Annotated in this window: 27 protein-coding genes and 1 pseudogene; 12 read left to right on the plus strand and 16 right to left on the minus strand. The window is 54.2% G+C overall.

What is annotated here, in order from left to right; translation table 11 throughout:
* Nucleotides 1-29 precede the first annotated feature (29 nt).
* The 5 genes from manX to mntP all read left to right on the plus strand — a co-directional run bounded on the left by manX (nucleotide 30) and on the right by mntP (nucleotide 4,189).
* Entirely contained in the window at nucleotides 30-998 is a 969-nt protein-coding gene (gene manX / locus AC4ICF_RS13735; protein ID WP_163329887.1) for a PTS mannose transporter subunit IIAB, read from the plus strand.
* Between the two features lie 47 nt (nucleotides 999-1,045).
* Nucleotides 1,046-1,846, plus strand: coding sequence for a PTS mannose transporter subunit IIC (manY, locus tag AC4ICF_RS13740; RefSeq protein WP_003859914.1), 801 nt, complete (start codon nucleotides 1,046-1,048; stop codon nucleotides 1,844-1,846).
* Nucleotides 1,847-1,858: 12 nt separating this feature from the next.
* On the plus strand, nucleotides 1,859-2,710 hold the full coding sequence (locus AC4ICF_RS13745; RefSeq protein WP_006810994.1) for a PTS mannose transporter subunit IID: 852 nt from the start codon (nucleotides 1,859-1,861) through the stop codon (nucleotides 2,708-2,710).
* Nucleotides 2,711-2,764: 54 nt separating this feature from the next.
* On the plus strand, nucleotides 2,765-3,223 hold the full coding sequence (locus AC4ICF_RS13750) for a DUF986 family protein (RefSeq protein WP_316379589.1): 459 nt from the start codon (nucleotides 2,765-2,767) through the stop codon (nucleotides 3,221-3,223).
* 399 nt (nucleotides 3,224-3,622) lie between these two features.
* Nucleotides 3,623-4,189 carry a manganese efflux pump MntP gene (mntP, locus tag AC4ICF_RS13755; protein ID WP_316379587.1) on the plus strand — a complete coding sequence of 189 codons (567 nt, stop codon included), beginning with the start codon at nucleotides 3,623-3,625 and terminating at the stop codon, nucleotides 4,187-4,189.
* Here mntP and rlmA read toward each other — a convergent pair.
* From rlmA to mgrB, 7 genes and pseudogenes are all read right to left on the minus strand, one after another.
* Nucleotides 4,186-5,001, minus strand: coding sequence for a 23S rRNA (guanine(745)-N(1))-methyltransferase (gene rlmA / locus AC4ICF_RS13760; protein WP_316379585.1), 816 nt, complete (start codon nucleotides 4,999-5,001; stop codon nucleotides 4,186-4,188). The two genes, mntP and rlmA, sit on opposite strands and share 4 nt — an antisense overlap.
* A gap of 67 nt (nucleotides 5,002-5,068) precedes the next feature.
* Nucleotides 5,069-6,787, minus strand: coding sequence for a peptidoglycan glycosyltransferase FtsI (ftsI, locus tag AC4ICF_RS13765; RefSeq protein WP_116339254.1), 1,719 nt, complete (start codon nucleotides 6,785-6,787; stop codon nucleotides 5,069-5,071).
* 217 nt (nucleotides 6,788-7,004) lie between these two features.
* Nucleotides 7,005-7,214: a transcription antiterminator/RNA stability regulator CspE gene (gene cspE, locus AC4ICF_RS13770; RefSeq protein WP_001062678.1), complete on the minus strand. Its 210-nt coding sequence runs from the start codon at nucleotides 7,212-7,214 to the stop codon at nucleotides 7,005-7,007.
* A 13-nt stretch (nucleotides 7,215-7,227) separates the two neighbouring features.
* Nucleotides 7,228-7,372, minus strand: a pseudogene (locus AC4ICF_RS13775) (DUF2627 domain-containing protein).
* Between the two features lie 524 nt (nucleotides 7,373-7,896).
* Complete coding sequence (locus AC4ICF_RS13780) at nucleotides 7,897-8,886, minus strand: MBL fold metallo-hydrolase (RefSeq protein ID WP_316379582.1); 990 nt, start codon at nucleotides 8,884-8,886, stop codon at nucleotides 7,897-7,899.
* Between the two features lie 23 nt (nucleotides 8,887-8,909).
* Nucleotides 8,910-9,200, minus strand: a complete 291-nt coding sequence (locus AC4ICF_RS13785; RefSeq protein ID WP_316379581.1) for a YebO family protein — start codon at nucleotides 9,198-9,200, stop codon at nucleotides 8,910-8,912.
* Between the two features lie 74 nt (nucleotides 9,201-9,274).
* Nucleotides 9,275-9,418: a PhoP/PhoQ regulatory lipoprotein MgrB gene (gene mgrB, locus AC4ICF_RS13790; protein WP_006175995.1), complete on the minus strand. Its 144-nt coding sequence runs from the start codon at nucleotides 9,416-9,418 to the stop codon at nucleotides 9,275-9,277.
* A gap of 159 nt (nucleotides 9,419-9,577) precedes the next feature.
* Here mgrB and AC4ICF_RS13795 point away from each other — a divergent pair, with 159 nt between their 5' ends.
* Complete coding sequence (locus AC4ICF_RS13795; RefSeq protein WP_163329881.1) at nucleotides 9,578-9,817, plus strand: YobH family protein; 240 nt, start codon at nucleotides 9,578-9,580, stop codon at nucleotides 9,815-9,817.
* A 65-nt stretch (nucleotides 9,818-9,882) separates the two neighbouring features.
* On the opposite strand, the gene kdgR is transcribed toward AC4ICF_RS13795, so the two are convergent.
* Nucleotides 9,883-10,674, minus strand: coding sequence for a DNA-binding transcriptional regulator KdgR (kdgR, locus tag AC4ICF_RS13800; protein ID WP_116339246.1), 792 nt, complete (start codon nucleotides 10,672-10,674; stop codon nucleotides 9,883-9,885).
* A 178-nt stretch (nucleotides 10,675-10,852) separates the two neighbouring features.
* On the opposite strand from kdgR, the gene AC4ICF_RS13805 reads away from it, so the two are divergent.
* Nucleotides 10,853-12,226 carry an MFS transporter gene (locus tag AC4ICF_RS13805; RefSeq protein ID WP_116339244.1) on the plus strand — a complete coding sequence of 458 codons (1,374 nt, stop codon included), beginning with the start codon at nucleotides 10,853-10,855 and terminating at the stop codon, nucleotides 12,224-12,226.
* Nucleotides 12,227-12,276: 50 nt separating this feature from the next.
* Here the strand turns inward: AC4ICF_RS13805 and htpX are convergent, their stop codons facing one another.
* The 4 genes from htpX to AC4ICF_RS13825 all read right to left on the minus strand — a co-directional run bounded on the left by htpX (nucleotide 12,277) and on the right by AC4ICF_RS13825 (nucleotide 16,700).
* The gene (gene htpX / locus AC4ICF_RS13810) at nucleotides 12,277-13,158 is read right to left on the minus strand and encodes a protease HtpX (RefSeq protein ID WP_010432647.1); all 882 of its coding nucleotides are present in this window, start codon (nucleotides 13,156-13,158) and stop codon (nucleotides 12,277-12,279) included.
* 193 nt (nucleotides 13,159-13,351) lie between these two features.
* Nucleotides 13,352-15,400 carry a carboxy terminal-processing peptidase gene (gene prc, locus AC4ICF_RS13815; RefSeq protein ID WP_116339242.1) on the minus strand — a complete coding sequence of 683 codons (2,049 nt, stop codon included), beginning with the start codon at nucleotides 15,398-15,400 and terminating at the stop codon, nucleotides 13,352-13,354.
* A gap of 19 nt (nucleotides 15,401-15,419) precedes the next feature.
* A complete protein-coding gene (proQ, locus tag AC4ICF_RS13820) occupies nucleotides 15,420-16,106 on the minus strand; it encodes an RNA chaperone ProQ (protein ID WP_014884292.1) in 687 nt (228 codons plus the stop codon).
* Nucleotides 16,107-16,202: 96 nt separating this feature from the next.
* Complete coding sequence (locus tag AC4ICF_RS13825) at nucleotides 16,203-16,700, minus strand: GAF domain-containing protein (RefSeq protein WP_116339238.1); 498 nt, start codon at nucleotides 16,698-16,700, stop codon at nucleotides 16,203-16,205.
* A gap of 132 nt (nucleotides 16,701-16,832) precedes the next feature.
* On the opposite strand from AC4ICF_RS13825, the gene yebS reads away from it, so the two are divergent.
* The 4 genes from yebS to AC4ICF_RS13845 all read left to right on the plus strand — a co-directional run bounded on the left by yebS (nucleotide 16,833) and on the right by AC4ICF_RS13845 (nucleotide 22,583).
* Nucleotides 16,833-18,116: a membrane integrity lipid transport subunit YebS gene (yebS, locus tag AC4ICF_RS13830; RefSeq protein ID WP_320720316.1), complete on the plus strand. Its 1,284-nt coding sequence runs from the start codon at nucleotides 16,833-16,835 to the stop codon at nucleotides 18,114-18,116.
* Nucleotides 18,085-20,718, plus strand: coding sequence for a PqiB family protein (locus tag AC4ICF_RS13835; RefSeq protein WP_163329877.1), 2,634 nt, complete (start codon nucleotides 18,085-18,087; stop codon nucleotides 20,716-20,718). The genes yebS and AC4ICF_RS13835 overlap by 32 nt, the downstream gene beginning before the upstream one ends.
* Before the next feature lie 71 nt (nucleotides 20,719-20,789).
* Nucleotides 20,790-22,238 carry a 16S rRNA (cytosine(1407)-C(5))-methyltransferase RsmF gene (rsmF, locus tag AC4ICF_RS13840; RefSeq protein WP_316379576.1) on the plus strand — a complete coding sequence of 483 codons (1,449 nt, stop codon included), beginning with the start codon at nucleotides 20,790-20,792 and terminating at the stop codon, nucleotides 22,236-22,238.
* Between the two features lie 105 nt (nucleotides 22,239-22,343).
* A complete protein-coding gene (locus tag AC4ICF_RS13845; protein ID WP_008500472.1) occupies nucleotides 22,344-22,583 on the plus strand; it encodes a YebV family protein in 240 nt (79 codons plus the stop codon).
* 34 nt (nucleotides 22,584-22,617) lie between these two features.
* On the opposite strand, the gene pphA is transcribed toward AC4ICF_RS13845, so the two are convergent.
* On the minus strand, nucleotides 22,618-23,262 hold the full coding sequence (gene pphA, locus AC4ICF_RS13850) for a protein-serine/threonine phosphatase (RefSeq protein ID WP_316379575.1): 645 nt from the start codon (nucleotides 23,260-23,262) through the stop codon (nucleotides 22,618-22,620).
* Between the two features lie 167 nt (nucleotides 23,263-23,429).
* Here pphA and AC4ICF_RS13855 point away from each other — a divergent pair, with 167 nt between their 5' ends.
* Nucleotides 23,430-24,371, plus strand: coding sequence for a VirK/YbjX family protein (locus AC4ICF_RS13855; RefSeq protein ID WP_233003064.1), 942 nt, complete (start codon nucleotides 23,430-23,432; stop codon nucleotides 24,369-24,371).
* Nucleotides 24,372-24,776: 405 nt separating this feature from the next.
* Here the strand turns inward: AC4ICF_RS13855 and AC4ICF_RS13860 are convergent, their stop codons facing one another.
* From AC4ICF_RS13860 to yobA, 3 genes are read right to left on the minus strand one after another with little or no spacing between them, the layout of a single operon-like run.
* Complete coding sequence (locus tag AC4ICF_RS13860) at nucleotides 24,777-25,115, minus strand: YebY family protein (protein ID WP_192984903.1); 339 nt, start codon at nucleotides 25,113-25,115, stop codon at nucleotides 24,777-24,779.
* Nucleotides 25,116-25,131: 16 nt separating this feature from the next.
* Nucleotides 25,132-26,001 carry a copper homeostasis membrane protein CopD gene (copD, locus tag AC4ICF_RS13865; protein ID WP_316379515.1) on the minus strand — a complete coding sequence of 290 codons (870 nt, stop codon included), beginning with the start codon at nucleotides 25,999-26,001 and terminating at the stop codon, nucleotides 25,132-25,134.
* 1 nt (nucleotide 26,002) lies between these two features.
* Nucleotides 26,003-26,374: a CopC domain-containing protein YobA gene (yobA, locus tag AC4ICF_RS13870; RefSeq protein WP_316379670.1), complete on the minus strand. Its 372-nt coding sequence runs from the start codon at nucleotides 26,372-26,374 to the stop codon at nucleotides 26,003-26,005.
* Nucleotides 26,375-26,470 lie beyond the last annotated feature (96 nt).

Here is a 26,470-nt window from a genome sequence, read left to right on the forward strand (position 1 = left end):
GTATTAATGATAATAAAAGGAGGTAGCAAGTGACCATTGCTATTGTCATAGGCACACATGGTTGGGCTGCTGAGCAGCTACTCAAAACGGCAGAGATGCTGTTGGGCGAGCAGGAAAACGTCGGCTGGATCGATTTCGTTCCCGGTGAAAATGCCGAGACGCTGATTGAGAAGTACAACGCTCAACTCGCGAAGCTGGATACCAGCAAAGGCGTGCTGTTTCTCGTCGATACATGGGGCGGCAGTCCGTTTAACGCTGCCAGCCGCATTGTCGTCGATAAAGAGCATTATGAAGTCGTCGCCGGGGTTAACATTCCCATGCTGGTGGAAACCTTTATGGCGCGCGACGACAACCCGAGCTTCGATGAGCTGGTCGCGCTGGCCGTTGAAACCGGTCGTGAAGGCGTGAAAGCCCTGAAAGCGCAGCCGGTTGAAAAACCTGCCCCTGCCCCGGCTGCGGCGGCACCGAAAGCGGCGGCACCGGCAAAACCGATGGGACCGAACGATTACATGGTTATCGGCCTTGCGCGTATTGATGACCGCTTAATCCACGGGCAGGTGGCGACACGCTGGACCAAAGAGACCAACGTTCGCCGCATCATCGTCGTCAGCGACGAAGTGGCCGCTGATACCGTCCGTAAAACCCTTCTGACCCAGGTTGCTCCACCGGGCGTTACCGCGCACGTGGTGGATGTCGCCAAGATGATCCGCGTTTACAACAACCCGAAATATGCGGGTGAGCGCGTGATGCTCCTGTTTACTAACCCGACAGACGTCGAGCGCATTGTTGAAGGCGGCGTGAAAATTACCTCCGTGAACATCGGCGGTATGGCTTTCCGTCAGGGCAAAACGCAGGTCAACAACGCGATTTCAGTCGATGCGAAAGATATCGAGGCGTTCAACAAGCTGAATGCCCGCGGTATTGAGCTGGAAGCCCGTAAAGTTTCCACTGACCCGAAACTGAAAATGATGGATTTGATCGGTAAAGTTGGGAAATAAGCCCGCGCCGGTTTTTCACATAAAGCTTATGTCATAGGAGAAGTACAATGGAGATTACCACTCTTCAGATTGTGCTGGTGTTCATCGTCGCGTGTATTGCGGGTATGGAATCCGTACTTGATGAATTTCAGTTCCACCGCCCTCTGGTGGCCTGTACGTTGATTGGTGCCGTTTTGGGTGATATGAAAACCGGTATCATCATCGGCGGTACGCTGGAAATGATCGCCCTCGGCTGGATGAACATCGGTGCTGCCGTTGCGCCCGATGCCGCGCTGGCCTCTATCATCTCGACCGTTCTGGTTATTGCCGGTCATCAGAGTATCGGTGCAGGTATCGCCCTGGCCATTCCTCTTGCCGCAGCGGGCCAGGTGCTGACTATTATCGTGCGTACCATCACCGTTGCGTTCCAGCATGCGGCGGATAAGGCGGCCGAAAATGGCAACCTCACGGCACTCTCCTGGATCCACGTTTCGTCCCTGTTCCTGCAGGCGATGCGTATCGCGATCCCGGCGGTTATCGTTGCGATTTCTGTCGGCACAAGCGAAGTTCAGGGCATGCTGAATGCGATCCCTGAAGTGGTCACCAGCGGTCTGAACATCGCGGGTGGTATGATCGTCGTGGTGGGTTACGCAATGGTCATCAACATGATGCGCGCAGGCTACCTGATGCCGTTCTTCTACCTCGGCTTCGTCACCGCCGCCTTCACCAACTTCAACCTGGTTGCACTGGGTGTGATTGGTGCCGTGATGGCGATTCTCTACATCCAGCTCAGCCCGAAATATAACCGCGTTGCGGGTGCCCCAGCGCAGGCTGCTGGTAACAACGATCTCGATAACGAACTGGACTAACAGGTGAGCGAAATGGTTGATATGACAAAAACTACCACCGAGAAAAAACTCACTCCGGGTGATATTCGTGGCGTGTTCATCCGTTCTAACCTGTTTCAGGGTTCATGGAACTTCGAACGTATGCAGGCGCTGGGCTTCTGCTTCTCCATGGTACCGGCGATCAAACGCCTGTATCCGGAAAACAACGAAGCGCGTCGTCAGGCGATTAAGCGTCACCTGGAATTCTTCAACACCCATCCTTACGTCGCGGCTCCTGTTCTGGGCGTGACGCTGGCGATGGAAGAGCAGCGTGCGAACGGCGCGGAGATTGACGATGGTGCCATCAACGGTATCAAAGTCGGTCTGATGGGTCCGCTGGCCGGCGTGGGCGACCCTATCTTCTGGGGTACCGTTCGCCCGGTCTTCGCGGCGCTGGGTGCCGGGATCGCGATGAGCGGCAGCCTGCTCGGTCCTCTGCTGTTCTTCATCCTGTTCAACGCGGTGCGTCTGCTGACCCGTTACTACGGCGTGGCGTACGGCTACCGTAAGGGCGTGGACATCGTTAAGGATATGGGCGGCGGCTTCCTGCAGAAACTGACCGAGGGGGCGTCAATTCTCGGCCTGTTTGTGATGGGGGCGCTGGTTAACAAGTGGACGCACGTGAACATCCCGCTGGTGGTTTCGACCATCACCGGTCAGGATGGTCAGACCCGCGTCACCACCGTGCAGACGATTCTGGACCAGCTGATGCCTGGCCTGGTGCCGCTGCTGTTGACCTTCGCGTGTATGTGGCTGCTGCGTAAGAAAGTGAACCCGCTGTGGATCATCGTTGGCTTCTTCGTCATCGGTATCGCGGGCTACGCTGTCGGCCTGCTGGGCCTGTAAGACATTGCGTTATCGACCGGGGGCTTGCCCCCGGTCTTTTTATCTGGAGGATGAATGACTGTTACGGACATCGTACTGGTTTTATTTATTGTTGCCCTTCTGGCTTACGCGATCTATGACGAGTTCATAATGCCTCGCCGCCACGGCGAGACGCTGCTGTCCCTTCCCCTCTTGCGCCGAGGACGCATTGATGCGTTTATCTTCGCGGGCCTGGTGGTCATTCTGATATACAGTAACGTGACCAGCCACGGTGCAATATTAACCACATGGTTATTATGTGCGCTGGCATTAATGGCGATTTACCTTTTCTGGATCCGCTCGCCAAAACTCATTTTTAAAAAACACGGATTCTTCTTCGCCAACATATGGATAGAATATAACCGTATTAAAGAGATGAATTTATCCGAAGACGGCGTGTTAGTGATGCAATTAGAACAACGCCGCCTGCTCATCCGGGTCAAAAATATTGATGACCTTGAAAAAATCTACAACTTACTCGTTAAAACTCAATGAGTTATTATTATAACCTCGGCTATATATTGTGATATTCTTTCGCAAAAAATATAGCCGTTGCTATATCTTCCCTCCTCATTGACTTATATTTATTAACGATATTTTCACGCATAAATCTAAATGAAAATCGTTATCAAAAAGGCGAATAAATTAAGCCTTTATCATTGTTGTTTTATATTCTCAAAATATGTTAAGGTTGCGCCCGTCGTTGGGGAGTAGCCGATTTCCTGCACGCAGGAAATGTACGTGTCAACATACTCGTTGAAAAACGTGGCGCGTACGGATCGCTTTCAGCACACTTACCGTGCAAAAGGGATCAGGCGAGACCATAGATACATCAACTGCTGTTTACTGGGGGCAGTGATGTGTCATATGGATATCCCCGGTCTGGACGCTCTTATGAACATCTCCGCTACGATCCTTCTCGCTTTTGGCATGTCCATGGACGCATTTGCGGCTTCCATCGGCAAAGGCGCCACGCTTCACAAACCTAAATTCTCAGAAGCTCTGCGCACCGGTCTGATCTTTGGTGCCATCGAAACGCTGACGCCGCTCATTGGCTGGGGTTTGGGCATGCTCGCCAGCCAGTTCGTGCTGGAGTGGAACCACTGGATTGCGTTCGTCCTGCTGGTATTTCTCGGTGGCCGAATGGTGATTGAAGGTTTTCGCGGGAATGATGATGAAGATGAAACACCGCTGCACCGCCACGGTTTCTGGCTGCTGGTCACTACGGCAATCGCCACCAGCCTGGACGCCATGGCCGTCGGGGTGGGTCTGGCGTTCCTGCAGGTCAATATTATCGCTACCGCGCTGGCCATCGGCTGTGCAACGTTGATTATGTCCACGCTGGGCATGATGGTTGGACGGTTTATCGGCCCGCTGCTGGGTAAACGCGCCGAGATCTTAGGCGGTATTGTGCTGATCGGCATTGGTGCCCAGATCCTCTGGGCACACTTCGCGCCTTAAGCGTCGCGCTGCCAGACGTGGATACTGAAATCCGTCTGGCAGCCAAACGTCGTCCGAGCCGCTAACGCATCCCATACTTCCGGTTTTGCCCGCCACGCGAACGGCGTCATTTGCAGCAGGGCTACCGCCTCTTCCCCGTTTAAATTCATTTCATACACCACTGACTGCTCCTGCTTCAGCGTAAAGCCTGTCAGCTGTTCAGAGTGCGGGGCATGCAGACGCACCTCGTCGTAAATGAGCCCTTTCAGCTCCATCAGGTGACGCGGGCCCGGCGTGACGGTTATCACCCAGCCTCCGGGCTTCACCACGCGCGCCAGCTCTTCTGCTTTACACGGCGCGTAAATGCGGATAACGGCGTCCATACTGACATCCTCAAACGGCAGCCGGTGGCTGGATGCCACGCAGAACGTCACGCCAGCGTAACGTTTAGCCGCCGCGCGGATCGCCACTTTCGACACGTCGAGACCGAATGTCACGGCCCCCTTTTCACGCACCACATCCGCAAACCGTGCGGTGTAGTACCCTTCCCCGCAGCCGATATCAAGCATGGCGGACGCCGAATCAGGCAACATGTCATTCAGCATCTGCGCTACCGTTTCCCGCAGCGGCAGATAGTGTCCGGCATCGAGAAACGCCCTGCGCGCCTGCATCATCTCTGCGCTATCGCCCGGATCGCGGGAGCGCTTGTGCTGCACCGGAAGAAGATTCACATACCCTTCTTTCGCCATATCAAACTGGTGTCCCTGCGGACAGGCATAACTTTTATCTGAGCGCGTCAGGGACGCGTGGCAAAGGGGACAGCTGAAGGACATGACAACTCCGGGAGATAAACCAAAGGGCGAAGTGTACCGCTATTCGCCCCGCTATAAAACGGCTGGATTACCGCATCACGATAAGGTGGTCAGAACCGGCAGGCAGCCCGTCAGGCTTCACGTTCTCCAGGCGCAGAACGTTGCCCATAATTTCGCTGAAGACCGGTGCGGAAACTGCCCCGCCATAGTAGGCCCCGTTTTGAGGATCGTTAATCACCACCACCAGGGCAAAACGCGGGTCGCTGGCAGGCGCAACGCCTGCGGTATAGGCGACGTATTTATCGACATATTTGCCGCTATCATCAATTTTCTTCGCCGTCCCGGTCTTCACCGCCACGCGATAGTCGCGAACGGCCGCCTTAACGCCCCCGCCGCCGGGCAGCGCAACGCTCTCCATCATGTGCTCCACCTCGTGCGCGATCTCTTCCGGCATGACGCGGTGTCCGATAACGGGGGGATCGATGCGGGTGATGGAGAGTGGACGCTCAAGACCGAAGCCGCCAATCGTCGCGTAGACGTGGGCCAGCTGGAGCGGCGTGACCATAAGGCCGTAGCCAAAGGCAAAGGTCGCGCGGTCGAGCTGGCTCCAGTATTTACGCTGTGGCAGCAGCCCCGCGCTCTCACCCGTTAGGCCAAGCCCCGTGTTGGTACCAAAACCAAAGTTTCGATAGGTATCAATCAGATGCTGAACAGGCATCGCCAGCGAGAGTCGGGATACGCCGGTGTCGCTCGATTTTTGCAGGATCCCGGTCATGGTCAGCTCAGGATAATAACCCACGTCGCGGATACGATGCCCGTCAAGGGTATACGGGTGGGTATCAATAACGCTGTCCGGCTGGACCAGCCCCTGCTGCAGGGCCGTCATCAGCACCAGCGGCTTGACGGTCGAACCAGGCTCGAACGTATCGCTGATCGCGCGGTTGCGAAAATCGTTTATCGTCGCACCTTCCCGGTTATTGGGGTTGAAATCAGGATAGCTCGCCATGGCGAGTATTTCCCCGGTGGGGATATTGATTAACACGGAGGCCCCTGACTCGGCCTTATTCCAGGCGACGGCATTATCCAGCGCGTCTTCGGTAATGGTTTGCAGCCGCTCGTCAATGCTCAACTGGATGTTATGCGCCGGCGTGGGCGCCACTTCCGTCAGGTTTTCAACCACGCGCCCGTAGCGATCCTCCCTTACCTGTCGGATACCCGCTTTACCCGTCAGCTGCGCATTGAAGCTTTTTTCCACCCCTTCAATGCCCTGTCCGTCAATATTGGTGAAGCCAATCAGATTTGCCGCCACGTGGCCTGCCGGGTAAAAACGGCGGGATTCATCGCGTAAATTAATGCCGGGCAAATTGAGTTTATCAATCCACTTTGCCTGTGCTGGATCGACCTGACGCGCCAGGTAGATGAAGCGGCCCTGGGGATTAGCGTTAATTCGCGAAGCAAGCGTGTTCAGTGAAAGATGCAGCGCATTTGCCAGCGCCTGCCAGCGTTCATCAAAACCGACGCCCCCTTTCGCCCGCACGGTTTTAGGATCGGCCCAAACGGCCCGGACAGGCACGCTGACCGCCAGCGGGCGGCCTTCGCGATCCATAATCATCCCACGCGGCGCATCAATCGCCAGCTGACGGAGGGATCGCATATCTTCCTGCTTCACCAGATTGTCGGGTTTAATGATTTGTAGCCAGGCAACGCGGCCAAGTAAGAAGGCCAGACTGCAGAAAATAGCGAAACAGAGCAGCGCAAAACGCGCCGGCGTGAAATTGCCAGCGGTTATTATCAATTTCTTCTTCACCTGAACCCCGGGACTGTTAAACAACGCCCTGATTTAACGAGAAAAGATGCGCTTTGGGAGGCGAAACTGTGCAACTAACCTCGCAGCTTTGCAACAAGTTGCTAACAAGGCCGGAGATTGCAATATTTTGAAAGAAAGGGAATAAAAAAGCCCCGCATGATGCGAGGCTTTATGTCTGAGATTGAAGCGCTATGCGCCCCAGTCAGCAGCGGTTCGATCAGATAGCAGTTACGTTAACTGCAGCTGGGCCTTTCTGGCCGTCCTGAATTTCGAACTCAACGTTCTGGCCTTCAGCCAGAGTTTTGAAGCCGTTACCCTGGATTGCAGAGAAGTGTACGAACACGTCTTTGCTGCCGTCAGCAGGAGTAATGAAACCAAAACCTTTAGACTCGTTGAACCACTTAACTTGACCTTTAATCTTTGCCATTTTGCAAAATTCCTTAGAGTGTTTTCTTAGCCCGCAGGCATTAACTGAGATAAAACTGAGACATTACTGCATGAGGCACTAATATAAGGTTCGGCAGAGAAGCGGTATTCAACGACAACGTGTTTACTCAGGACTTCTTTACTGAAAATGCCACACATAAACAGAACTGTACCTCGTTTGACCCAAAACGTGTTATCACACACTATGTTTAATATGGCAAGCCATTTTTAAACATGTCTCGATCCGCCGCACAAATTCGAACACTGTCTGTAAGGATTTGCACAATTATGCGCTTCACAAACAGACGGCTTTACTCCCTTACACAGACTCAACGCTGCTTGCGCAACCGCTGTAATCTAAGACTTTTTTAACATAGCTCAATCATTACAATGCGTCCAGCAGACGGGAAAAGAAATCTTCGGCGTTGATTGAGTTAGAACAAATTGTGAAAACTTATGCTTAAATCATTGTAACGTGACCGTATTGTTTCAGGCAAAAACGATGTTAATAAACCACGACCCGCTGTATTAAAATGCACCAGATAATAAACAGGATTATGCACCAAAATAATGAAATTTTTATGACTCTGCATCAAAACAAGGCAAGCAAAACGTTTCGATAAAAATAAAACATTCCTGACAACGAATACATACACAATATATGCAACAATGCATCGCTTCGTTTATAAGGGTAAATATTCGCCAATTTTCAGTATCCTGAAAGGATTATTAACTGACGCTACATTATCCAGCACGTCAGTTAATTCTTTTATCGGGTCATCCAGCGCTTCATCTGCCAGTTCAAACACGCCCCAGTGAACAGGGAACGCCAGAGGGCAACCTAACTGCTGCCACAACGCAACGGCAGACTGGGGATCCATATGGTGTACGGCCATAAACCATCGCGGGGCATAGGCACCAACGGGCAATGCTGCCACATCAATCTGCCCCAGACGTTCCGGTATCAACAGCAGCTCAGGCGAATAGCCGGTATCGCCGCTAAACCAGAACCGGTGATGTCGCCCTTCAAAGACCCAGCCGCACCATAATGAGCGATTGCGGTTCCAGAGCGTGCGCATACTCCAGTGCTGCGCCGGTACGGCTGACAATGTCATCCCCTGCCAGGTAAAACTCTGCCACCAGTCGAGCTCAACCACTTGTTTTGCACCCCGGCGACGAAACCAGCCGCCCAGACCTAAAGGAACAAATACGCTGACGTCGGGAAAGCGTTTGAGAATGTGGCGAATGGTGAGTTCATCAAGATGATCGTAATGATTATGCGAGATGACGACTGCGTCAAGTTGGTGCAGTTGATCGACAGACAGTGCCGGAGGCGTTTTACGCTGCGGCCCTAAGAAAGGGAGCGGAGAAGCGCGCCGTGAAAAAACGGGATCGGTAAGAAGGATATTGCCGTCCAGCTGCAGCAGTATGCTCGCATGTCCGAGCCACCACGCCCCATCCCCCTGTGGTTGCTGAAGATTGGCCGGTTGCCACCACTGCCGGATAAAGTCATCGTAACCGAGGGCGGGCGGCTTCGGCAGGCCGGCTTCTTTACGTTCTTTGCGCCAGCGGTCAAGGTCGCCGGGCTGGTGTCCTGCAGAAGTCGTATTACGAAAACCGTTTGGGGTGTGATGTTTCAGGGAGGGGTCATACCAGGGATTTTTCCAGACCACAGCCACCTCCCGGAATGATACGATTAGCGCTCAGCCACCAGGCGGATAAAATCGTCTTGGTTGTTGTTCTCTTCAGCGACCGCCTCTTTTGGCACGTCTTTCTCTTCCGGCTCGTTAGCCTCGCACAGACGACGCAACAGCGCATTCTGTCGCTTTTGCTGTTCAAGCAGCGCTTCCAGCAGTTCGATCTGCTCATTAGTACGTGAACTGGCACGGTTTACGAAAAACCAAATGACCAGCCCCACCAGCAGAACAACCAAAGAGATCGTCAGGGATGCCATATTTAGCAGCCCTGAATTCAGTAACTCACCCATTTCACCACCTCAATAAAAGCGTCTATTTTACCACTGGCGCGAAGGAAGGAAATCACCTGAAGAAAAAATGCGTGCTACCACGGAATAAACTTATTGATTGCGCAAACGCCGCTAAAAAACTGTACATCCTGATCGCACATCACGTTGATAGTCTGCGTCCATAACACCACGCACGCTATCAGCACGATAATCAGAATCACCCAGCGTATTTTTTTCACTCCACACTCCGTATAAAGACCTGATGCAACCAGGTTATCACGGTTATCTTAAACAAGGACTAACTGTAGCGCCATCAGGCTCTTTTCAGAATCCTGCACTTGTTTCATTACGTAAACCGTTTAGTCTGGCGTTATGATAACAATGAAAAAGAGGTAATAATGCGCTTAATTATTCGAACAATTGTTGCACTGGCGATTCTCTGGATAGGCCTTCTGTTAACGGGTTATGGCGTGCTGGTGGGAAGCACCGAAAACGCAGCAGGGCTGGGCATACAATGTAAATACTTAACAGCACAGGGAGTCAGCACCGCGCAGTATCTCCATTCGGACAGCGGGATCGTTGGTTTAACCAACTGCCCGGTACTGCGTAAGACTTCCGTCGTGATTGATAATGGCTGATCCACAGCGTGAATGCCGAATAAAAAAACGCCGCAAAGATGCGGCGTTTTTTATGCTAACCAGGCTTAAAACGGATAGTCGTGGTAACCCATCTGTTCTGAAATCTTGCGCGCGGCGGTATGCAGAATAGCCACATACTCGTGCAGGCGCTCTTCCGAGAAGCGCAGCGTTGGGAAAGAGATGCTCAACCCCGCAATCACGACGCCAAAGCGGTCAAACACCGGAACGCCAATACAGCGCAGCCCTTCTTCCTGCTCTTCGTTATCCTCGCCATACCCTTGTTCACGCACCTTGTCGAGCACCGTTAATAACTCTTCGGTGCTGGTTATGGTGCGTTCAGTACTGCGTTTGTACTCCACGCCATCGAGGATCTGTTTTACCTCTTCACGATCGCGCCACGCCAGCAGAACCTTACCAATTGCTGTGCTGTAAAGCGGGTTGCGACGACCAATGCGTGAATACATACGCAGGTTATACATGGAGTCGATTTTATGGATGTAAACAATACTGTCTTCATCCAGCGCACCCAGGTGGATAGTCTCTTTGGTCAGGCGGGAAATCTCACGCATCTGAATATCCGCGCTACGGATCAGATCCACGTTTTGTAATGCCCTGGCACCCAGTTCAAACAGTTTCAGCGTCAGAGAGTATTTTTCAGACTCCCCTTCCTGTGCAACGTAACCCAGTGATTTCATGGTTTGCAAAAAGCGATAAACGGTGCTTTTCGACATCATCACGCGCTGTGACAACTCTGTGATACCAATTTCACGCTCTTCCCCGAGCGCCTGTAAGATGCCAAACACCTTCAGCACGGAAGAAACAGAATCTGGCTGTTTATCCAAATCCGCAATTGCCATTTACCACCTCATAGAGAGTGTTTTATAAAAATCAGAACCGGTTTTTATTATAAATTCCCGTCATGTTACCTGCAATCAATCCGCGTTTACTTCGTTACAAATCTGCGACATAAAACGGTGTTGACGATGCTAAAATAGTTACCCTGAGAATAATTTCACTCTGAGCTATTTATCCCCAATGGAAAAGAACCTTTCCGATGGCCTGCCTTTGCCCCAGCGGTATGGCGCTATCGCTACGATAATTATTGGTATCTCAATGGCCGTCCTTGACGGCGCGATTGCGAACGTTGCCCTTCCCACCATTGCTACCGATCTGCATGCTTCCCCGGCCAGTTCGATATGGATTGTTAATGCCTATCAGATTGCGATTGTGGTTTCCCTGCTCTCCTTCTCTTTTCTGGGCGATATGTTCGGCTACCGTCGGGTATATCAGTGCGGGCTGGTGGTATTTACTTTCACATCACTGCTGTGCGCCCTTTCGGACTCTCTGCATACGCTGACGCTGGCGCGCATCGCGCAAGGTTTTGGCGGCGCGGCGCTGATGAGCGTCAATACGGCGCTAATCCGCCTAATCTATCCGCAGCGTCATCTGGGGCGCGGCATGGGGATAAACTCGTTTATTGTCGCGGTCTCATCTGCCGCCGGGCCAACCATTGCGGCCGCTATACTTTCTGTCGCCTCCTGGCAATGGCTGTTCGCCATAAACGTGCCGCTGGGTATCGTGGCCATCTTCTTTGCCCTGCGTTATCTCCCCGCTAACGGCCCGAAAAGCACCATGCCGCGCTTTGACGTGGCAAGTGCAGTGATGAATGCGCTCACCTTTGGTCTGCTGATTACCGCCCTGAGCGGCTTTGCGCAGGGTCAATCTCTGCTGCTTACCGCCGCGGAGCTTGTTGCCCTGCTGGTGACGGGCTTCTTCTTTGTTCGCCGACAGCTTGCCCTGCCGGTACCTTTACTGCCGGTCGATCTGCTGCGTATCCCCCTCTTTTCGCTCTCCATCTGCACCTCCGTCTGCTCGTTCTGCGCCCAGATGCTGGCTCTGGTTTCTCTGCCCTTCTTCCTGCAAAGCGTGATAGGACGTTCCGAAGTGGAGACCGGGCTGCTGTTAACCCCCTGGCCGCTGGCGACGATGGTGATGGCACCGCTTGCCGGTTATTTAATAGAACGTGTACATGCCGGTTTGTTGGGTGCGGTGGGGCTGGCAGTGATGGCAACCGGTCTTTTTGCGCTGGCGCTGCTTCCGTCATCGCCAGGCGATCTGGACATTATCTGGCGCATGGTTCTGTGCGGTGCCGGGTTTGGCCTGTTCCAGTCCCCCAACAACCACACCATTATTACCGCGGCGCCGCGACATCGCAGCGGAGGTGCCAGTGGCATGCTGGGGACCGCGCGTCTGCTGGGACAAAGCACCGGTGCGGCGCTGGTTGCCCTGATGTTTAACCTTGCCGGGCAAAACGGTAATCACGTTGCGCTTCTCACCGCAGGCGCCCTTGCCACCCTGGCAGCCATCGTCAGCGGTCTGCGCGTGACCCAACCCGGCGTTCAGGCATAAAAAAAGCCGGGCGGAGTCTTCTCCTGCCCGGCTTATTTACGCTCTTAGCGTTACTTCAGGTATTCCCCACTGCGCAGCGCTTCAATACGTTTATCCAGCGGAGGGTGAGACATAAACAGCTCGCTCAGCGACTTTGATTTGCCGTTGATGCAGAAGGCCATCATGCTGTTCGCTTCCTGCGGCTCGTAGCTGGTTTTCAGACGCTGCAGGGCTGCAATCATCTTCTCACGCCCCACCAGCTTCGCAGAGCCAGCATCCGCATGGAACTCACGGTGACGAGAGAACCACATGGTGATAATGCTCGCCAGGATACCGAACACCAGTTCCAGCACCATGGATACGGCGAAGTAGATCAGCGGGTTACCGTTGCTCTCCTCACCTTCATCGCGGTTGCCGCCCATGAAGCCAGCCGCAATCTGCGCCAGGATACGGGAGATAAAGATAACGAAGGTGTTCACCACGCCCTGAATCAGCGTCATGGTTACCATGTCACCGTTGGCAATATGGCTGATTTCATGCGCGATAACCGCTTCGGCTTCGTCACGGCTCATGTTCTGCAACAATCCGGTGCTCACGGCAACCAGTGACGCATCACGACGGGCACCCGTGGCAAACGCGTTAATATCCGGGGCATGGTAAATAGCAACCTGCGGCATCGCAATGCCTGCCTGCTTAGACTGCTGTGCCACCGTATTCATCAGCCACTGTTCCATATCGTTACGCGGCTGTTCAATCACCTCACCGCCTACGGATTTCAGCGCCATCCATTTTGACATCAGCAGGGAAATGAAAGAGCCACCAAAACCAAACAGCAGCGCCATAATCAACAGACCCTGAACGCTGCTCGACTGAATTCCTGTCAGGCTTAGCACGAGCCCGAAAACCACCATCACCGCCAGGTTGGTGAGCAGGAAGAGCGCGATTCGCATCATAATTTTCTTTTAACCTCAGTTTAACAAAACGCACTATGCGATTACCCACATCGTATGGGTATTACGGCTATTTTCAAGCATCCGATAGGCGTAAGTCACCAGAAAGACACAACTTTACACAATTGGAAATCAGCCTGACGGAAGGATGCATAACAAAAAGAAACAGGCACAATTTCTTGTGCCTGTTGGGAGATTATTTTGCCGGAGCGGGCTGTACGGCAGGCTTCTCTTTTTCCAGATTCGCCAGGTCGAGCGCGATATGCACCGTCTCGTCCAGGTACGGGTCCGGCTCCTGGTAATCTTTTGGCAGATCGTCCAGTTTCTTGAGCAGAGGTTTACCTTCTCGCTTGAAGCGATCGTTGATACGCGCCAGACGCGTTGCATCGTCCTCGTTGTTCTCTTTTTCACGCTGAGCGTAGTTCAGAGAAACAATATTCCGCTTATCTTTCAGGGCATTGAAACGCGCAATGTCCTTCATGATGTACTGGAATTCCGGATCTTTCGCGATGCGGTCATTATGCGCTTTCAGCAGCTCAGGACCAAACTGCGTCATATCACCGGCTTTAACGAACGTCGCAGCGTTGATGCTGTCCCACGGCAACGCGTTATCTTCAAACTTCTCGCCGGTTTCGGTCTCTTCCGTGCCGGTCGGCATCATGATATCCGGCGTTACGCCTTTACGCTGCGTACTGCCGCCGTTAACGCGGTAGAACTTCTGAATGGTGTACTGAACGGAGCCCAGCGCAGGCCATTCCGGACGCAGCATCTGATCGTAAATACGGTTCAGCGAGCGATACTGCTGAACGGTACCTTTACCGAAGGTGGGTTCACCCACGATCAGCGCGCGGCCATAGTCCTGCATTGCAGCGGCAAAGATTTCAGATGCGGACGCGCTGAAGCGGTCAACCAGGACCACCAGCGGGCCTTTGTAATAGACCACACCGTCGTTATCGGCATCTTCACGAACTTTACCGTTGTTATCACGCACCTGTACCACCGGGCCAGACGGGATAAACAGGCCAGAGAGCGACACCGCTTCAGTCAGCGCACCGCCACCGTTCGTACGCAGGTCGATGATAACGCTGCTCACGTTCTGCTTCTCAAGTTTCTGCAGCTGAACTTTTACATCGTCGGTCAGCCCCACGTAGAAGCCAGGAATATCCAGGACCCCCACCTTCTCTTTACCCACGGTTTTCACCGACATTTTCACCGCGCGGTCTTCCAGACGGATCCGCTCACGGGTCAGGGTCACGATACGGGTTTTGGTGCCTTTACCGGCCGGCAGAATTTCGAGGCGAACTTTGCTCCCTTTCGGACCTTTGATCAGCGCAACCACATCGTCCAGACGCCAGCCAATAACGTCAACCATGCTCTGACCGGTTTGTCCTACGCCCACAATGCGATCGCCTACGCTAATCGCTTTGCTTTTGGATGCCGGGCCGCCTGCAACCATGGAGTTGATCACCGTGTAGTCATCGTCCATCTGCAGCACCGCGCCAATACCTTCCAGAGACAGGCTCATCTCGGTATTGAACTGTTCGGTGTTGCGTGGAGAAAGATAGTTGGTGTGCGGATCGATTTCGTGCGCAAAGGCGGTCATCGCCAGTGAGAAAACATCCTCACTGTTGGTCTGCGCCAGACGACGAATGGCAAATTTGTAACGACGCGTCAGCGTGTCGCGGATCTCTTTCTCATCTTTACCGGTCAGCTTGAGGCTCAGTTCGTCGTATTTGACCTTGCCATCCCACAGCGCGTTCAGCTCGGCTTCGTCTTTCGGCCAGGGCGCTTTGCTGCGATCGAGATTAAAGGTGTCGTTGCCGGTGAAGTCCATCGGACGTTCGAGCACTTTCAGCGCGTACTGATAGCGCTCAAAGCGGCGCTTTTGCGACAGGTTGTAGAGATCGTAGAACAGATCCAGCTTGCCTGACCGCAACTCATCACCCACCTCGGATTTGCGCTTAGCGAACTGCTCGACATCGCTGGCGAGCAAAACGTTATGGCTGTAATCCAGCAAGTTCAGATAGCGGTCAAAGATTTTGGCCGAAAAGGCCTGATCGAGATCGAACTGACGATAGTGCGAGCGGGTAAAGCGAGAGGTTACACGCTCGCTTACCGTCGCGTGCTGCGTCTCTTCCTTGAGTACCGGAATTTGATCAACACGTGTGATATCGTCCACTGCGAAAGCATGGCCTGTTATGGCAAACAGGCCCGCCAGCGCGGTGAGCTTAAAAAAAGTGTTCATGCCAGGCTTGGCCTCCGTTTCAGAACAACAAGTGTTCTGCGCGTACAATCATTGACATACCAGAAGTCAGCTGTACACGAACGCCATCTTTGGTGATTTCCAGTACGGTGGCGTCCATAGCGTTGTTGCCCGCTTTTACCTTCAGAGCCTGACCCACGCTCAGGGCGTTAATGTCAGAAACCGGAGTATGACGCGGCTCTTCACGAGGCGCGCGAGGGGCTTTCGCTGCTGGTTTGTCTGCACGCGGTTTGCGATCGTTATTGTCGTGACGACGCGGCGCTGGGCGTGGTTTACGCTCACGACGAGGCGCTTCTTCCTGGCCGTTTGCCGCTGCGGCTTCGCGTTTTTTCGCTTGCTGTTCTGCACGTTGTGCCTGAACGCGTGCTTTGGCTTCTTCCAGCTGCTTGCGCGCGTGCTCAACATGCTGCTCGTCCAGCTCACCGCAAGGGTTGCCGTCGAGATCCACGCGGGTTGCGCCCGGTTTGATACCGTACAGGTAACGCCAGCTCGAAGTATAAAGACGTAAGGCAGAACGCAGCTGAGTTTTGCTGAGGTTCATTTCCCCTTCAACACGCGCCACCAGATCCTGAAAAATACCGACTTTCAGGGGACGAGCTTCACCTTCCGCGCTGAAGCACTGCGGGAAACGCTCGGCCAGAAATGCGATAACTTCTTTACTGCTATTCAACTTAGGTTGATTTTCCATGAAATTTCCTGATTACAACGGACGTTGCCAACAAGCGCAGGCATGAACAGGCGTCATTATAATGACGCTATCAGTAAATGCTACGTTATCCGTTGATTATCCTGCGACGCTCGCAAAGAATTTTTGATAATCGGTTGCAGCGAGGACGTTTTCCAGATTCGCTGCCAACTCGCGCAGCCCCTGTTCGTCCTCGCTTGTAAAGCGACTGAAGACCGTACTGTCGATATCCAGAACGCCAATAATCTGATTTTTTACCACCAGCGGCAGAACGATTTCTGAATTGCTGGCAGCATCACAGGCAATATGCCCGTCAAACGCATGCACGTCTTCCACGCGCTGAACCTGATTCTCGGCCACCGCGGTACCGCATACGCCGCGCCCTACCGGAATGCGCACGCAGGCCAGTTTGCCCTGAAACGGGCCCAGCACCAGCGTTTCACCTTCCAGGAGATAAAAGCCAGCCCAGTTCACATCGGATAGCCGTTCGAACAGCAATGCGCTAGTATTTGCCAGAGTGGCTAAGAAGCTGGTTTCACCTGCCATCAATGCCTTAAAATCGCGGTTCAGATCCGCGTAGAATTCTGTTTTGTTCATTATTCAATCACTTAGTTGTCTTACAAAATTACCGCATAGCCTATTAAAATAAGCAATAAATGCGCTCATGCTCAAGATGAATCCGTTCATGAGTTAATATAACGTTCAACAATACTTATTTGCGCGCAGCTGATGGCCTTAAAAACAACCAAAATTACGCCGACAAAAAAGATAACTGTCCATACGGTAAGCGAAGCTTTGCCTCGTGCACATTATCAGCGTTGCCCCCAGTGCGATACGCTTTTTATGTTGCCGAAGATGAAATCGCACCAAAGCGCCTTTTGTCCCCGCTGCGACGCTAAAATTCGTGACGGCCGCGACTGGTCGTTAACGCGCCTCGCCGCCATGGCCGTCACCATGCTGCTGCTGATGCCCTTCGCGTGGAGCGAACCGCTGCTAAAACTCTACCTGCTTGGTGTGCGCATTGACGCCAACGTGCTGCAGGGTATCTGGCAGATGACGAGCCAGGGCGATCCTCTCACCGCTGCCATGGTGCTGTTCTGCGTTGTCGGCGCGCCGCTGGTGCTGGTTGCCGCCATTGCTTACCTGTGGTTTGGCAACATTCTGGGGATGAACCTGCGTCCGGTATTGCTGATGCTGGAAAAGCTCAAAGAGTGGGTCATGCTGGATATCTATCTGGTGGGCGTGGGCGTGGCATCCATCAAGGTGCAGGACTATGCCTTTCTGCAGCCGGGCGTCGGGCTTTTTGCTTTTATCTGCCTGGTATTGCTCAGTATCCTGACGCTGATCCATCTGAACGTTGAGCAGCTTTGGGAGCGTTTTTACCCTCAGCGCCCTGCCACCCGCCCGGATGAGAACCTTCGCGTCTGTCTGGGATGCCATTACACCGGGCTGCCCGACAAGCGTGGACGCTGCCCGCGCTGCCATATACCGTTGAGGCTACGGCGCAACAACAGCCTGCAAAAATGCTGGGCGGCGCTGATTGCCTCACTGGTGTTTCTGATCCCGGCCAATATGCTGCCGATTTCCATTATCTACGTGAACGGTAGCCGTCAGGAAGATACTATCCTCTCCGGTATTATCTCCCTTGCGCACAGCAACGTTGGGGTGGCGGCCATCGTGTTTATTGCCAGTATCCTGGTTCCCTTTACCAAAGTGGTGGTGATGTTTACCCTGCTGGTCAGCATTCACTTTAAGTGTGAACAAGGTTTACGTACCCGTATTCTGCTTCTGCGATTCGTCACCTGGATTGGCCGCTGGTCAATGCTGGATCTGTTTGTGATTTCGCTGATGATGTCGCTGATCAATCGCGACCAGCTTCTTGCTTTTACTATGGGACCCGCGGCTTTTTATTTCGGCTCTGCGGTGATATTGACTATTCTTGCTGTGGAATGGCTGGATAGCCGCTTACTTTGGGATGCACATGAGTCAGGAAACCCCCGCTTCGCCGACTGAAGCGAGAATTAAAACTAAACGCCGCATTTCGCCATTCTGGTTGCTGCCCGTCATCGCGCTGATGATTGCAGGCTGGCTTATCTGGACGAGCTATGAAGATCGCGGCAGTACCGTCACCATTGATTTTCAGACCGCCGACGGCATCGTCGCCGGGCGAACCCCCGTTCGTTTTCAGGGGGTAGAAGTCGGTACGGTTCAGGACATCTCCCTTGGCAAAGGGCTTAACAAGATTCAGGTGCGGGTCAGTATCAAATCTGACATGCAGGATGCTCTTCGCAGCGAAACGCAGTTCTGGCTGGTGACGCCGAAAGCCTCTCTGGCCGGCGTCTCCGGGCTGGATGCGCTGGTTGGCGGTAACTACATTGGTATGATGCCGGGTAAAGGTGAACCGCAGGATCACTTTGTCGCGCTGGATACGCAGCCGAAATACCGCCTCAATAACGGCGATCTGATGATCCATCTTCAGGCACCGGATTTGGGCTCGCTGAACAGCGGCTCGCTGGTTTACTTCCGCAAGATTCCGGTTGGCCGCGTGTATGATTACACCATCAACCCGAACAAACAGGGCGTAACCATTGATGTGCTGATCGAACGTCGGTTCACCAATCTGGTGAAAAAAGGCAGCCGCTTCTGGAATGTCTCCGGCGTGGACGCCGACCTCAGCCTGAGCGGTGCAAAAGTGAAGCTTGAGAGCCTGGCCGCGCTGGTGAATGGTGCCATTGCCTTTGACTCCCCGGAAAATTCAAGCCCTGCCACGGCCGATGACACGTTCGGTTTATACCCGGACCTGGCGCACAGCCAGCGTGGCGTGATCGTTAAGCTTGTTCTGCCTGATGCTAAAGGACTGAAAGCGGGTTCCACGCCGCTGATGTACCAGGGACTGCAGGTCGGCCAGCTCACCAAAATGACGCTTAATCCGGGCGGTTCGGTGACCGGCGAAATGACGGTCGACCCGAGCGTGGTCGATCTCCTGCGCGAGAAAACGCGCATCGAAATGCGCAGTCCGAAGCTCTCCCTGAACGATGCCAGCCTCAGCGCACTGCTTACCGGAAATACCTTTGAACTGATCCCTGGTGAAGGTGAGCCAAGCAACAGCTTCGTCATTGCCCCGGCGGATAAAGCGCTGCTGCAAAAACCGGGCGTCGTGACGGTTACGCTGAATGCGCCCGAAAGTTACGGCATTGAGGCCGGTCAGCCGCTGATTCTGCACGGCGTACAGGTGGGTCAGGTGCTGGAGCGAACGCTCTCCGAAAATGGCGTGAGCTTCTCGGTTGCTATCGATCCGCAATACAGCAACCTCGTCCATGGCGACAGTAAATTCGTGGTGAACAGCCGCGTCGATGTGAAGGTGGGCCTGGACGGCGTGGAGTTCCTCGGTGCGAGCGCCAGCGAATGGGTTAACGGCGGCATTCGCATTTTGCCGGGCAATAAAGGCCCCGTTCGCGACAGCTACCCGCTCTACGCCAACCTGGACAAAGCGATTGAAAACAGCCTGAGCGATTTGCCAACTACTACCCTGACCTTAAGCGCCGAGACGCTGCCGGACGTTCAGGCGGGCTCCGTGGTGCTCTACCGCAAGTTTGAGGTCGGGGAGGTGATCGCCGTTCGCCCTCGTGCGGACGCGTTTGATATCGAACTGCATATCAAACCCGAATACCGTAAGCTGCTGACGCCAAACAGCGTCTTCTGGGCCGAGGGCGGCGCGAAGGTGCAGCTTAACGGTAACGGGCTGACCGTGCAGGCCTCCCCGCTCTCTCGCGCGCTGCGCGGGGCAATCAGCTTCGATAACCTCAGCGGCGCAGGCGCGAACCTGCGCAAAGGCGATAAGCGAATTCTCTTCCCGTCCGAAACCGCCGCACGTGCCGTGGGTGGACAGATTACCCTGCATGCGTTCGATGCCGGCAAGCTGGCAGAAGGCATGCCAATTCGCTACCTGGGCATTGATATCGGGCAGATCCAGAAGCTGACGCTGATCACCTCGCGCAACGAGGTGCAGGCCACCGCAGTGCTTTATCCGGAATATGTGCAGACCTTCGCCCGAACGGGTTCACGCTTCTCGGTGGTAACCCCGCAGATTTCAGCCGCAGGCGTTGAGCATCTCGACACCATTCTGCAGCCTTACATCAACGTCGAGCCCGGCCAGGGTAAAGCCCGTCGTGATTTCGAGCTGCAGGAAGCCACCATCACCGACTCACGCTACCTTGGCGGCCTGAGCATTGTGGTCGAAGTACCGGAAGCAGGCTCGCTTGGCATCGGTACGCCGGTACTGTTCCGCGGCATTGAGGTGGGTACGGTAACGGGTCTCACGCTCGGCACGCTCTCCGACCGCGTGATGGTGGCGTTACGCATCAGCGAGCGTTACCAGCACCTGGTCCGTAATAACTCGGTGTTCTGGCTGGCGTCTGGCTATTCGCTGGACTTCGGCCTGACGGGTGGCGTGGTGAAAACCGGTACCTTCAACCAGTTCATCCGCGGCGGTATTGCGTTTGCCACCCCGCCGGGAACGCCGCTGGCGCCGAAAGCGCAGCCGGGTAAACACTTCCTGCTGCTGGAAAGCGAACCGAAAGAGTGGCGCGAATGGGGCACTGCCCTGCCGCGTTAATCTGACAGGCTCCGGTGTCAACGCGCCGGAGCCTTTATGTTACACTGCGCACCTGAACTTTTCCCTGTGGTGTGCTCGTGGCTCAAAACTCCGTATTTCTTCCTGAACAATTCCTGGCGCAGATGCGCGAGGCGCTTCCCTCTCATCTGTCGCTGGACGATTTTATCGCCGCCTGCCAACGTCCGTTACGTCGGAGCATTCGCGTTAACACGCTGAAAATCAGCGTCGAGGATTTTTTGGCGCTGGTTTCTCCGTACAACTGGCAGCTTACGCCTGTTCCGTGGTGTGACGAGGGATTCTGGATCGATCGCGATGACGAAGACGCCGTGCCGCTGGGAAGTACTGCAGAACATCTGAGCGGTCTTTTTTATATTCAGGAAGCGAGCTCAATGCTGCCGGTTGCCGCCCTGTTCGCCGATGGCAACGCGCCTGAACGCGTGATGGATGTCGCCGCCGCGCCCGGCTCGAAAACTACGCAGATTGCCGCACGCATGGGTAACCGCGGGGCGATCCTCGCCAATGAGTTTTCCGCCAGCCGCGTGAAGGTGTTGCATGCCAATATCAGCCGCTGCGGTATTCACAATGTCGCTTTGACGCATTTCGACGGACGCGTCTTTGGCGCTGCCCTGCCGGAAATGTTTGATGCCATCCTGCTGGACGCCCCCTGCTCAGGAGAAGGGGTGGTGCGTAAAGATCCCGATGCGTTAAAGAACTGGTCGGTGGAGAGCAATCTTGAGATCGCCGCCACGCAGCGCGAGCTGATCGACAGCGCGTTCCACGCCCTGCGCCCCGGCGGCACGCTGGTGTATTCAACGTGTACTTTAAACCGGGATGAAAACGAAGACGTCTGCCTGTGGCTGAAAGCGCAATACCCGGATGCCGTTGAGTTCATGCCGCTTAACGATCTGTTCGCCTCGGCACAGAAGGCGGTCACGCCGGAAGGTTTCCTGCACGTATTCCCGCAGATTTACGACTGCGAAGGGTTCTTCGTGGCCCGCCTGCGTAAAACTCAGGCGGTAGCTCCCCTCCCCGCCCCTAAATTCAAGGTCGGCAATTTCCCGTTTGCACCGCTCAAAGGCCGCGATGCCGCGCAGCTTGAAGCCGCTGCCCGCAAGGTTGGGCTGGACTGGGATGAGAGTCAGCGCCTCTGGACGCGAGACAAAGAGATATGGCTGTTCCCGGCGAATATCGAGCCGCTGATTGGCAAAGTGCGTTTTTCCCGTATCGGGATTCGCCTGGCGGAAGTGCACAATAAGGGCTATCGCTGGCAGCACGAGGCGGTCATCGCGCTTGCCGGGCATGCAAATACTTTCGCCCTAACGCACCAGGAAGCTGAAGAGTGGTACCGTGGACGCGACGTTTATCCTGACGGCACGCCTTTCGCTGATGAAGTGGTGGTGACCTATCAGGGATACCCGCTGGGGCTGGCAAAAAAGGTTGGCTCAAGGCTTAAAAATAGCTATCCACGCGAGCTGGTCCGCGATGGCCGTCTGTTTACCGGTAACGATCGCACTGCCTGAAAAAAGCGCATTTTTTTACTGGCGATTTTGCTCTCCTTGTCTACGATCAAAAATGGATGCCCATACTGGTCATACCAGATTTTGACAACCGACCCGGAGAGCACTATGACGAAAACCAGCGTGCGTATTGGCGCTTTTGAGATCGACGACGCAGAGCTGCGCGGCGAAGCACAAGGCGATCGAACGTTAAGTATTCCCTGCAAATCCGACCCGGATTTGTGCATGCAGCTCGATGCATGGGATGCAGACACCAGCGTCCCGGCAATACTTGATGGCGAGCACTCTGTTCTTTACCGTGAGCATTACGATAGTAAAACCGATGCCTGGGTCATGCGCCTTGCCTGACCTAAAGAGAACCCGCCCGAAGGCGGGTTATTTATTACTGTAGCTGCGCCAGCGTAAAGTAACCGTCGAATACCGCACCGGTATCAATATAGTGCAGGTTAGAAAAATCATACCGTCTGTCGACGGGCGTATGGCCGAACCAGAAGTGATCCGCGCCGCTAATCCCCTGCCCTTTGCCCACCATAAATCCCATCAGGCGGTCGCGATCCCATAACACGCGCTGGGCGCTTACCGGTTTTTCCCAGCGGTATTCCTCCGCCGGGTAATCCGCGTGAGCAATAACATTAAGGCCGTTTGCGCAGGTTATCTCAATAATATGCGGCAGCTCCCGACAGGCGTTAAGTAACGTTCGCGCCAGCGCCTGCTGCTCATGCTCAAGGCGCGTAAACCACATTCCGCCATTCATCGTCCAGACCGAAAAATCATTATTATCCAGGCTATCTATTGCCATTTGCTCATGGTTACCCCGCACGGCTCGAAACCATTTCTCGTTAATGAGCTGTAATGATTTAACGCTGTCCGGCCCCCGATCGATCAGATCGCCAACGGAAATAAGTAAATCCTCATAAGGATTAAAATGACGGCGTTTCAGTTCCTCCATGAGCCTCTGGTAACAACCGTGTATGTCACTGACAACCCAGACGTGACGCCACTCTCCACCTTCGATTCGCTGATACATAAGGCCTCCCTTAAACAGTATAGCCGCGTCAGTAAATGAAAAAGACGGGAGCGGTCCTCACCAAGTCAAACAAACGGTAAACCAAAGAGAAATAAAGATCCTCACGCTATTAATCCCTTTTTATAGGCTCCGTAGAATAAGGGTAGAAAAAAACGAGAGGTCTTCACGTGTCTAATACACAGCTACATAACGATGTGTTCTATCCGCATCGCACGAATATTATTTCCGAGCTGGTGAACGGCAAACGCGTTCCGGGGCCAATCTGGCGGAAGCGCGATTACCGACTGAAGTTCCTTTTACGTTCGCTGCTGTTCTGGTCTTCCACCCACCGTATGCTGGAAGCCCTCTCTGGTCGTGACGATTTCGACAAATTGCTGACATCGCAAATTACGTTGCCCAGCAAGACCCATCGGCAGTACCTGATGCGCGGTCTGACGGCAAACGATCGCGCTGACGCTATCGTTAACCACTATTACTGGATTGACAGCCTGAAAGAGAGCAGTCTCGCCCAGGCGCTGACCGGCCCGCTGGAACAACCCATTGCGCACTTCCATGCAAAAGACGGCGTGACCTACACGGTTAATGCGTCCTCAGCCGGCAAAGCCGAGCGTGAAGGTGAGAGCACACTCTGGCTGCGCGACAACGAGGATACGCTGCTGGCCAGCCTGACCTTTAGCGTCGCCCGCAGCAATGGTCAGCCCGTTATGGTCATTGGCGGACTTCAGGGACCCCGTCGCTGCGTATCACGGGATGCCATTAAACTGGCAACTCGCGCCTGCCATGGCCTGTTCCCCAAGCGCGTGCTGATGGAAGTTCTTTTCCATCTGGCAGCACAGTCATCTGTCCGGGCCATTTTTGCCGTCAGCGATGAGGGGCACGTTTTCCGGGCGCTGCGCTATCGCCTCAGCAAAGGTCGTCATTTCCACGCCAGCTATGACGAATTCTGGGATTCTCTGGGCGGGAAAAAACTCTCCTCCTTCTGCTGGCAGCTTCCGCTGCATGTGGAGCGCAAATCCCTCGACGAGATAGCGAGTAAAAAACGCGCTGAATACCGTCGTCGCTTTGAACTGCTTGATGAAATTGAAGCGTCCGTTAAGTCCCGCTTTTAAGCACAGCACTGACTTTCGCTGACTACTCACAAAAATTTAACAAAACAGGCAAAAAGGGCTGGACTTCCGCCTGCTGTGTTGTGTTATGTTTTACGAAGTCGCACAGGACGCATGCGCTGTATAAAGAAGATAACGGAGTTAAGTTATTCACTTTTATACAGATAAAAAGAGACCGAATACGATTCCTGTATTCGGTCCAGGGAAATGGCTCTTGGGAGAGAGCCGTGCGCTAAAAGTTGGCATTAATGCAGGCTAAGTCGCCTTGCCTTTTAAGAATAGATGACGACGCCAGGTTTTCCAGTCCACAGCAAAAGTGGACTGAAAAAAAGCGTCAGAGCATCATTAAAAGTGAAAAACCGCAGTGCTTTCGCGAGCATCTGCGGTTTTTTATTGGAAACCTGAACGTCAGCAGAGCTTGTCAGCGCGCTCGATAAACGGTGCCAGGCTCATCTTCTGCCCCGGGTGGGCCGGGTCATCAATCTGAATCACGCTGATTGGCTGACCGCTGCTCTTGCCGCTGGCGACCTGCTGCTCTGCGGTATCATTTAACGGATATTGCACCAGCGTACTCGGGTTGATTGCGTATAACGCATGCCCCGGACGGCAGGTCAGCATCACCTCTTCGCGATTGAAGGCCCATTTGTCTTTGCCCACCTCAAAACGGCTGACGGTGATAACCTGCGGTGCCGCCAGAGCGCTTCCCGCGCAGGTCAGCAATAAGAGTGAAAGTACTGTCTTTTTCATTTAATAGTTAACCTTGTCAGAAGGGTTCCCAGGTAGCGAACAGGCTGACCGTTGCCAGAACCAGCGCCCCCAGCACCACCTCTGCCTGTGTCATCCTGATAAAAAGCCGTTGTGCACGCCCGGAATCCGGACGGAACCGTGGCACCAGAAAATACCGATTTGCCAGCGCAATTGCCACCATCAACGCCACGAGAGCACATTTGAACAACAAAAACTGCACGTAGCCAGACTGCCAGGGAATATGGATGCCCAGAATCAACAGCGCATTCACCACGCCGGTGAGCAGCACGCCCGCGACGGCATAATGCCCCACGCGCGAGAAACGCATCATGGTATAGATGGCCGCGTTCTGCCAGCGCCCTTTAGCCAGACGCATGCAGAACAGCAGCGGCAACAATCCACCCACCCAGGTTGCGGCACACAGCAGGTGAACAGCATGATTGAGACGCTGTATCGCCCCCACCGGACCGTCGCTCATCGCCGCGTGCCCTACCCCTGCCAGCAGGATAAGCTGGCCCATAGCGAGCAGCAGCAGCCGCGAGCCTTTCAGCGGCGCGAGCCACGCGGCGGCAACGGTGATGGCGCCGAGGACGATTTGCCACAGCCAGACGCCGCCAAACCGAGTCCCCAGCACGCTGTGCCATATTTGCGGGTTAAGTACATCGCCCCAGCCGTTGCCCATTAAGCCACCCTGAAGCATGAACATCAGGATCGCAGCGGCCAGGCTGACAATGGACGCCACTCTCTGCTGGAGCTGGAAACGCCGGGCCATCAGGCGGTGCAGCCCGGAAGGCGCAAACCAGACGCTGTAAAGCGCGTTGCCAAAAACGAGCATCAGCGCCGCAAAATGGATAAAGCGCAACCCCACGTATAACAGTGCCAGCATGCTATTTCACGCTGAAGTGATAGCTGCCTGTGGTTTTATGTCCGTCGACGGAGACCACATGCCAGTCCACCCGGTAAGCTCCCGGCGCCAGCGTCTGTTCCAGCGGAACGGTCAGCTGTGCCTTGTTCTGTTCGTCTCGCGTTGCGGCACCGGTTTTGATCACCTGCTTGTGTGCATCCGTCACCACGACGCCGCTAAATCCGGGCTCAATGCCTTCGGAGAAATTCAGCGTAAGCACCTGCGGTGCCGCCACCAGGCTGTCTGCTGCCGGGCTCTGCTGCGTAATATGCGCATGCGCCAGTACAGAGGGCGAAAGTATCGTCGAGGCCAGAAAAACCAGCGTACATACTGCGCGGGAAGAGGAGAAACCCATCACAATCATTCCTTTTTGTTATGCCTGTATGCTAAAGAATAACGCTGTATAATAAACGAGTCGAGGATCATCCCGCTCTGCTTGTCATCGTCGCGC

It is taken from the genome of Enterobacter sp. ECC_219_Taxon_10, assembly GCF_058354905.1.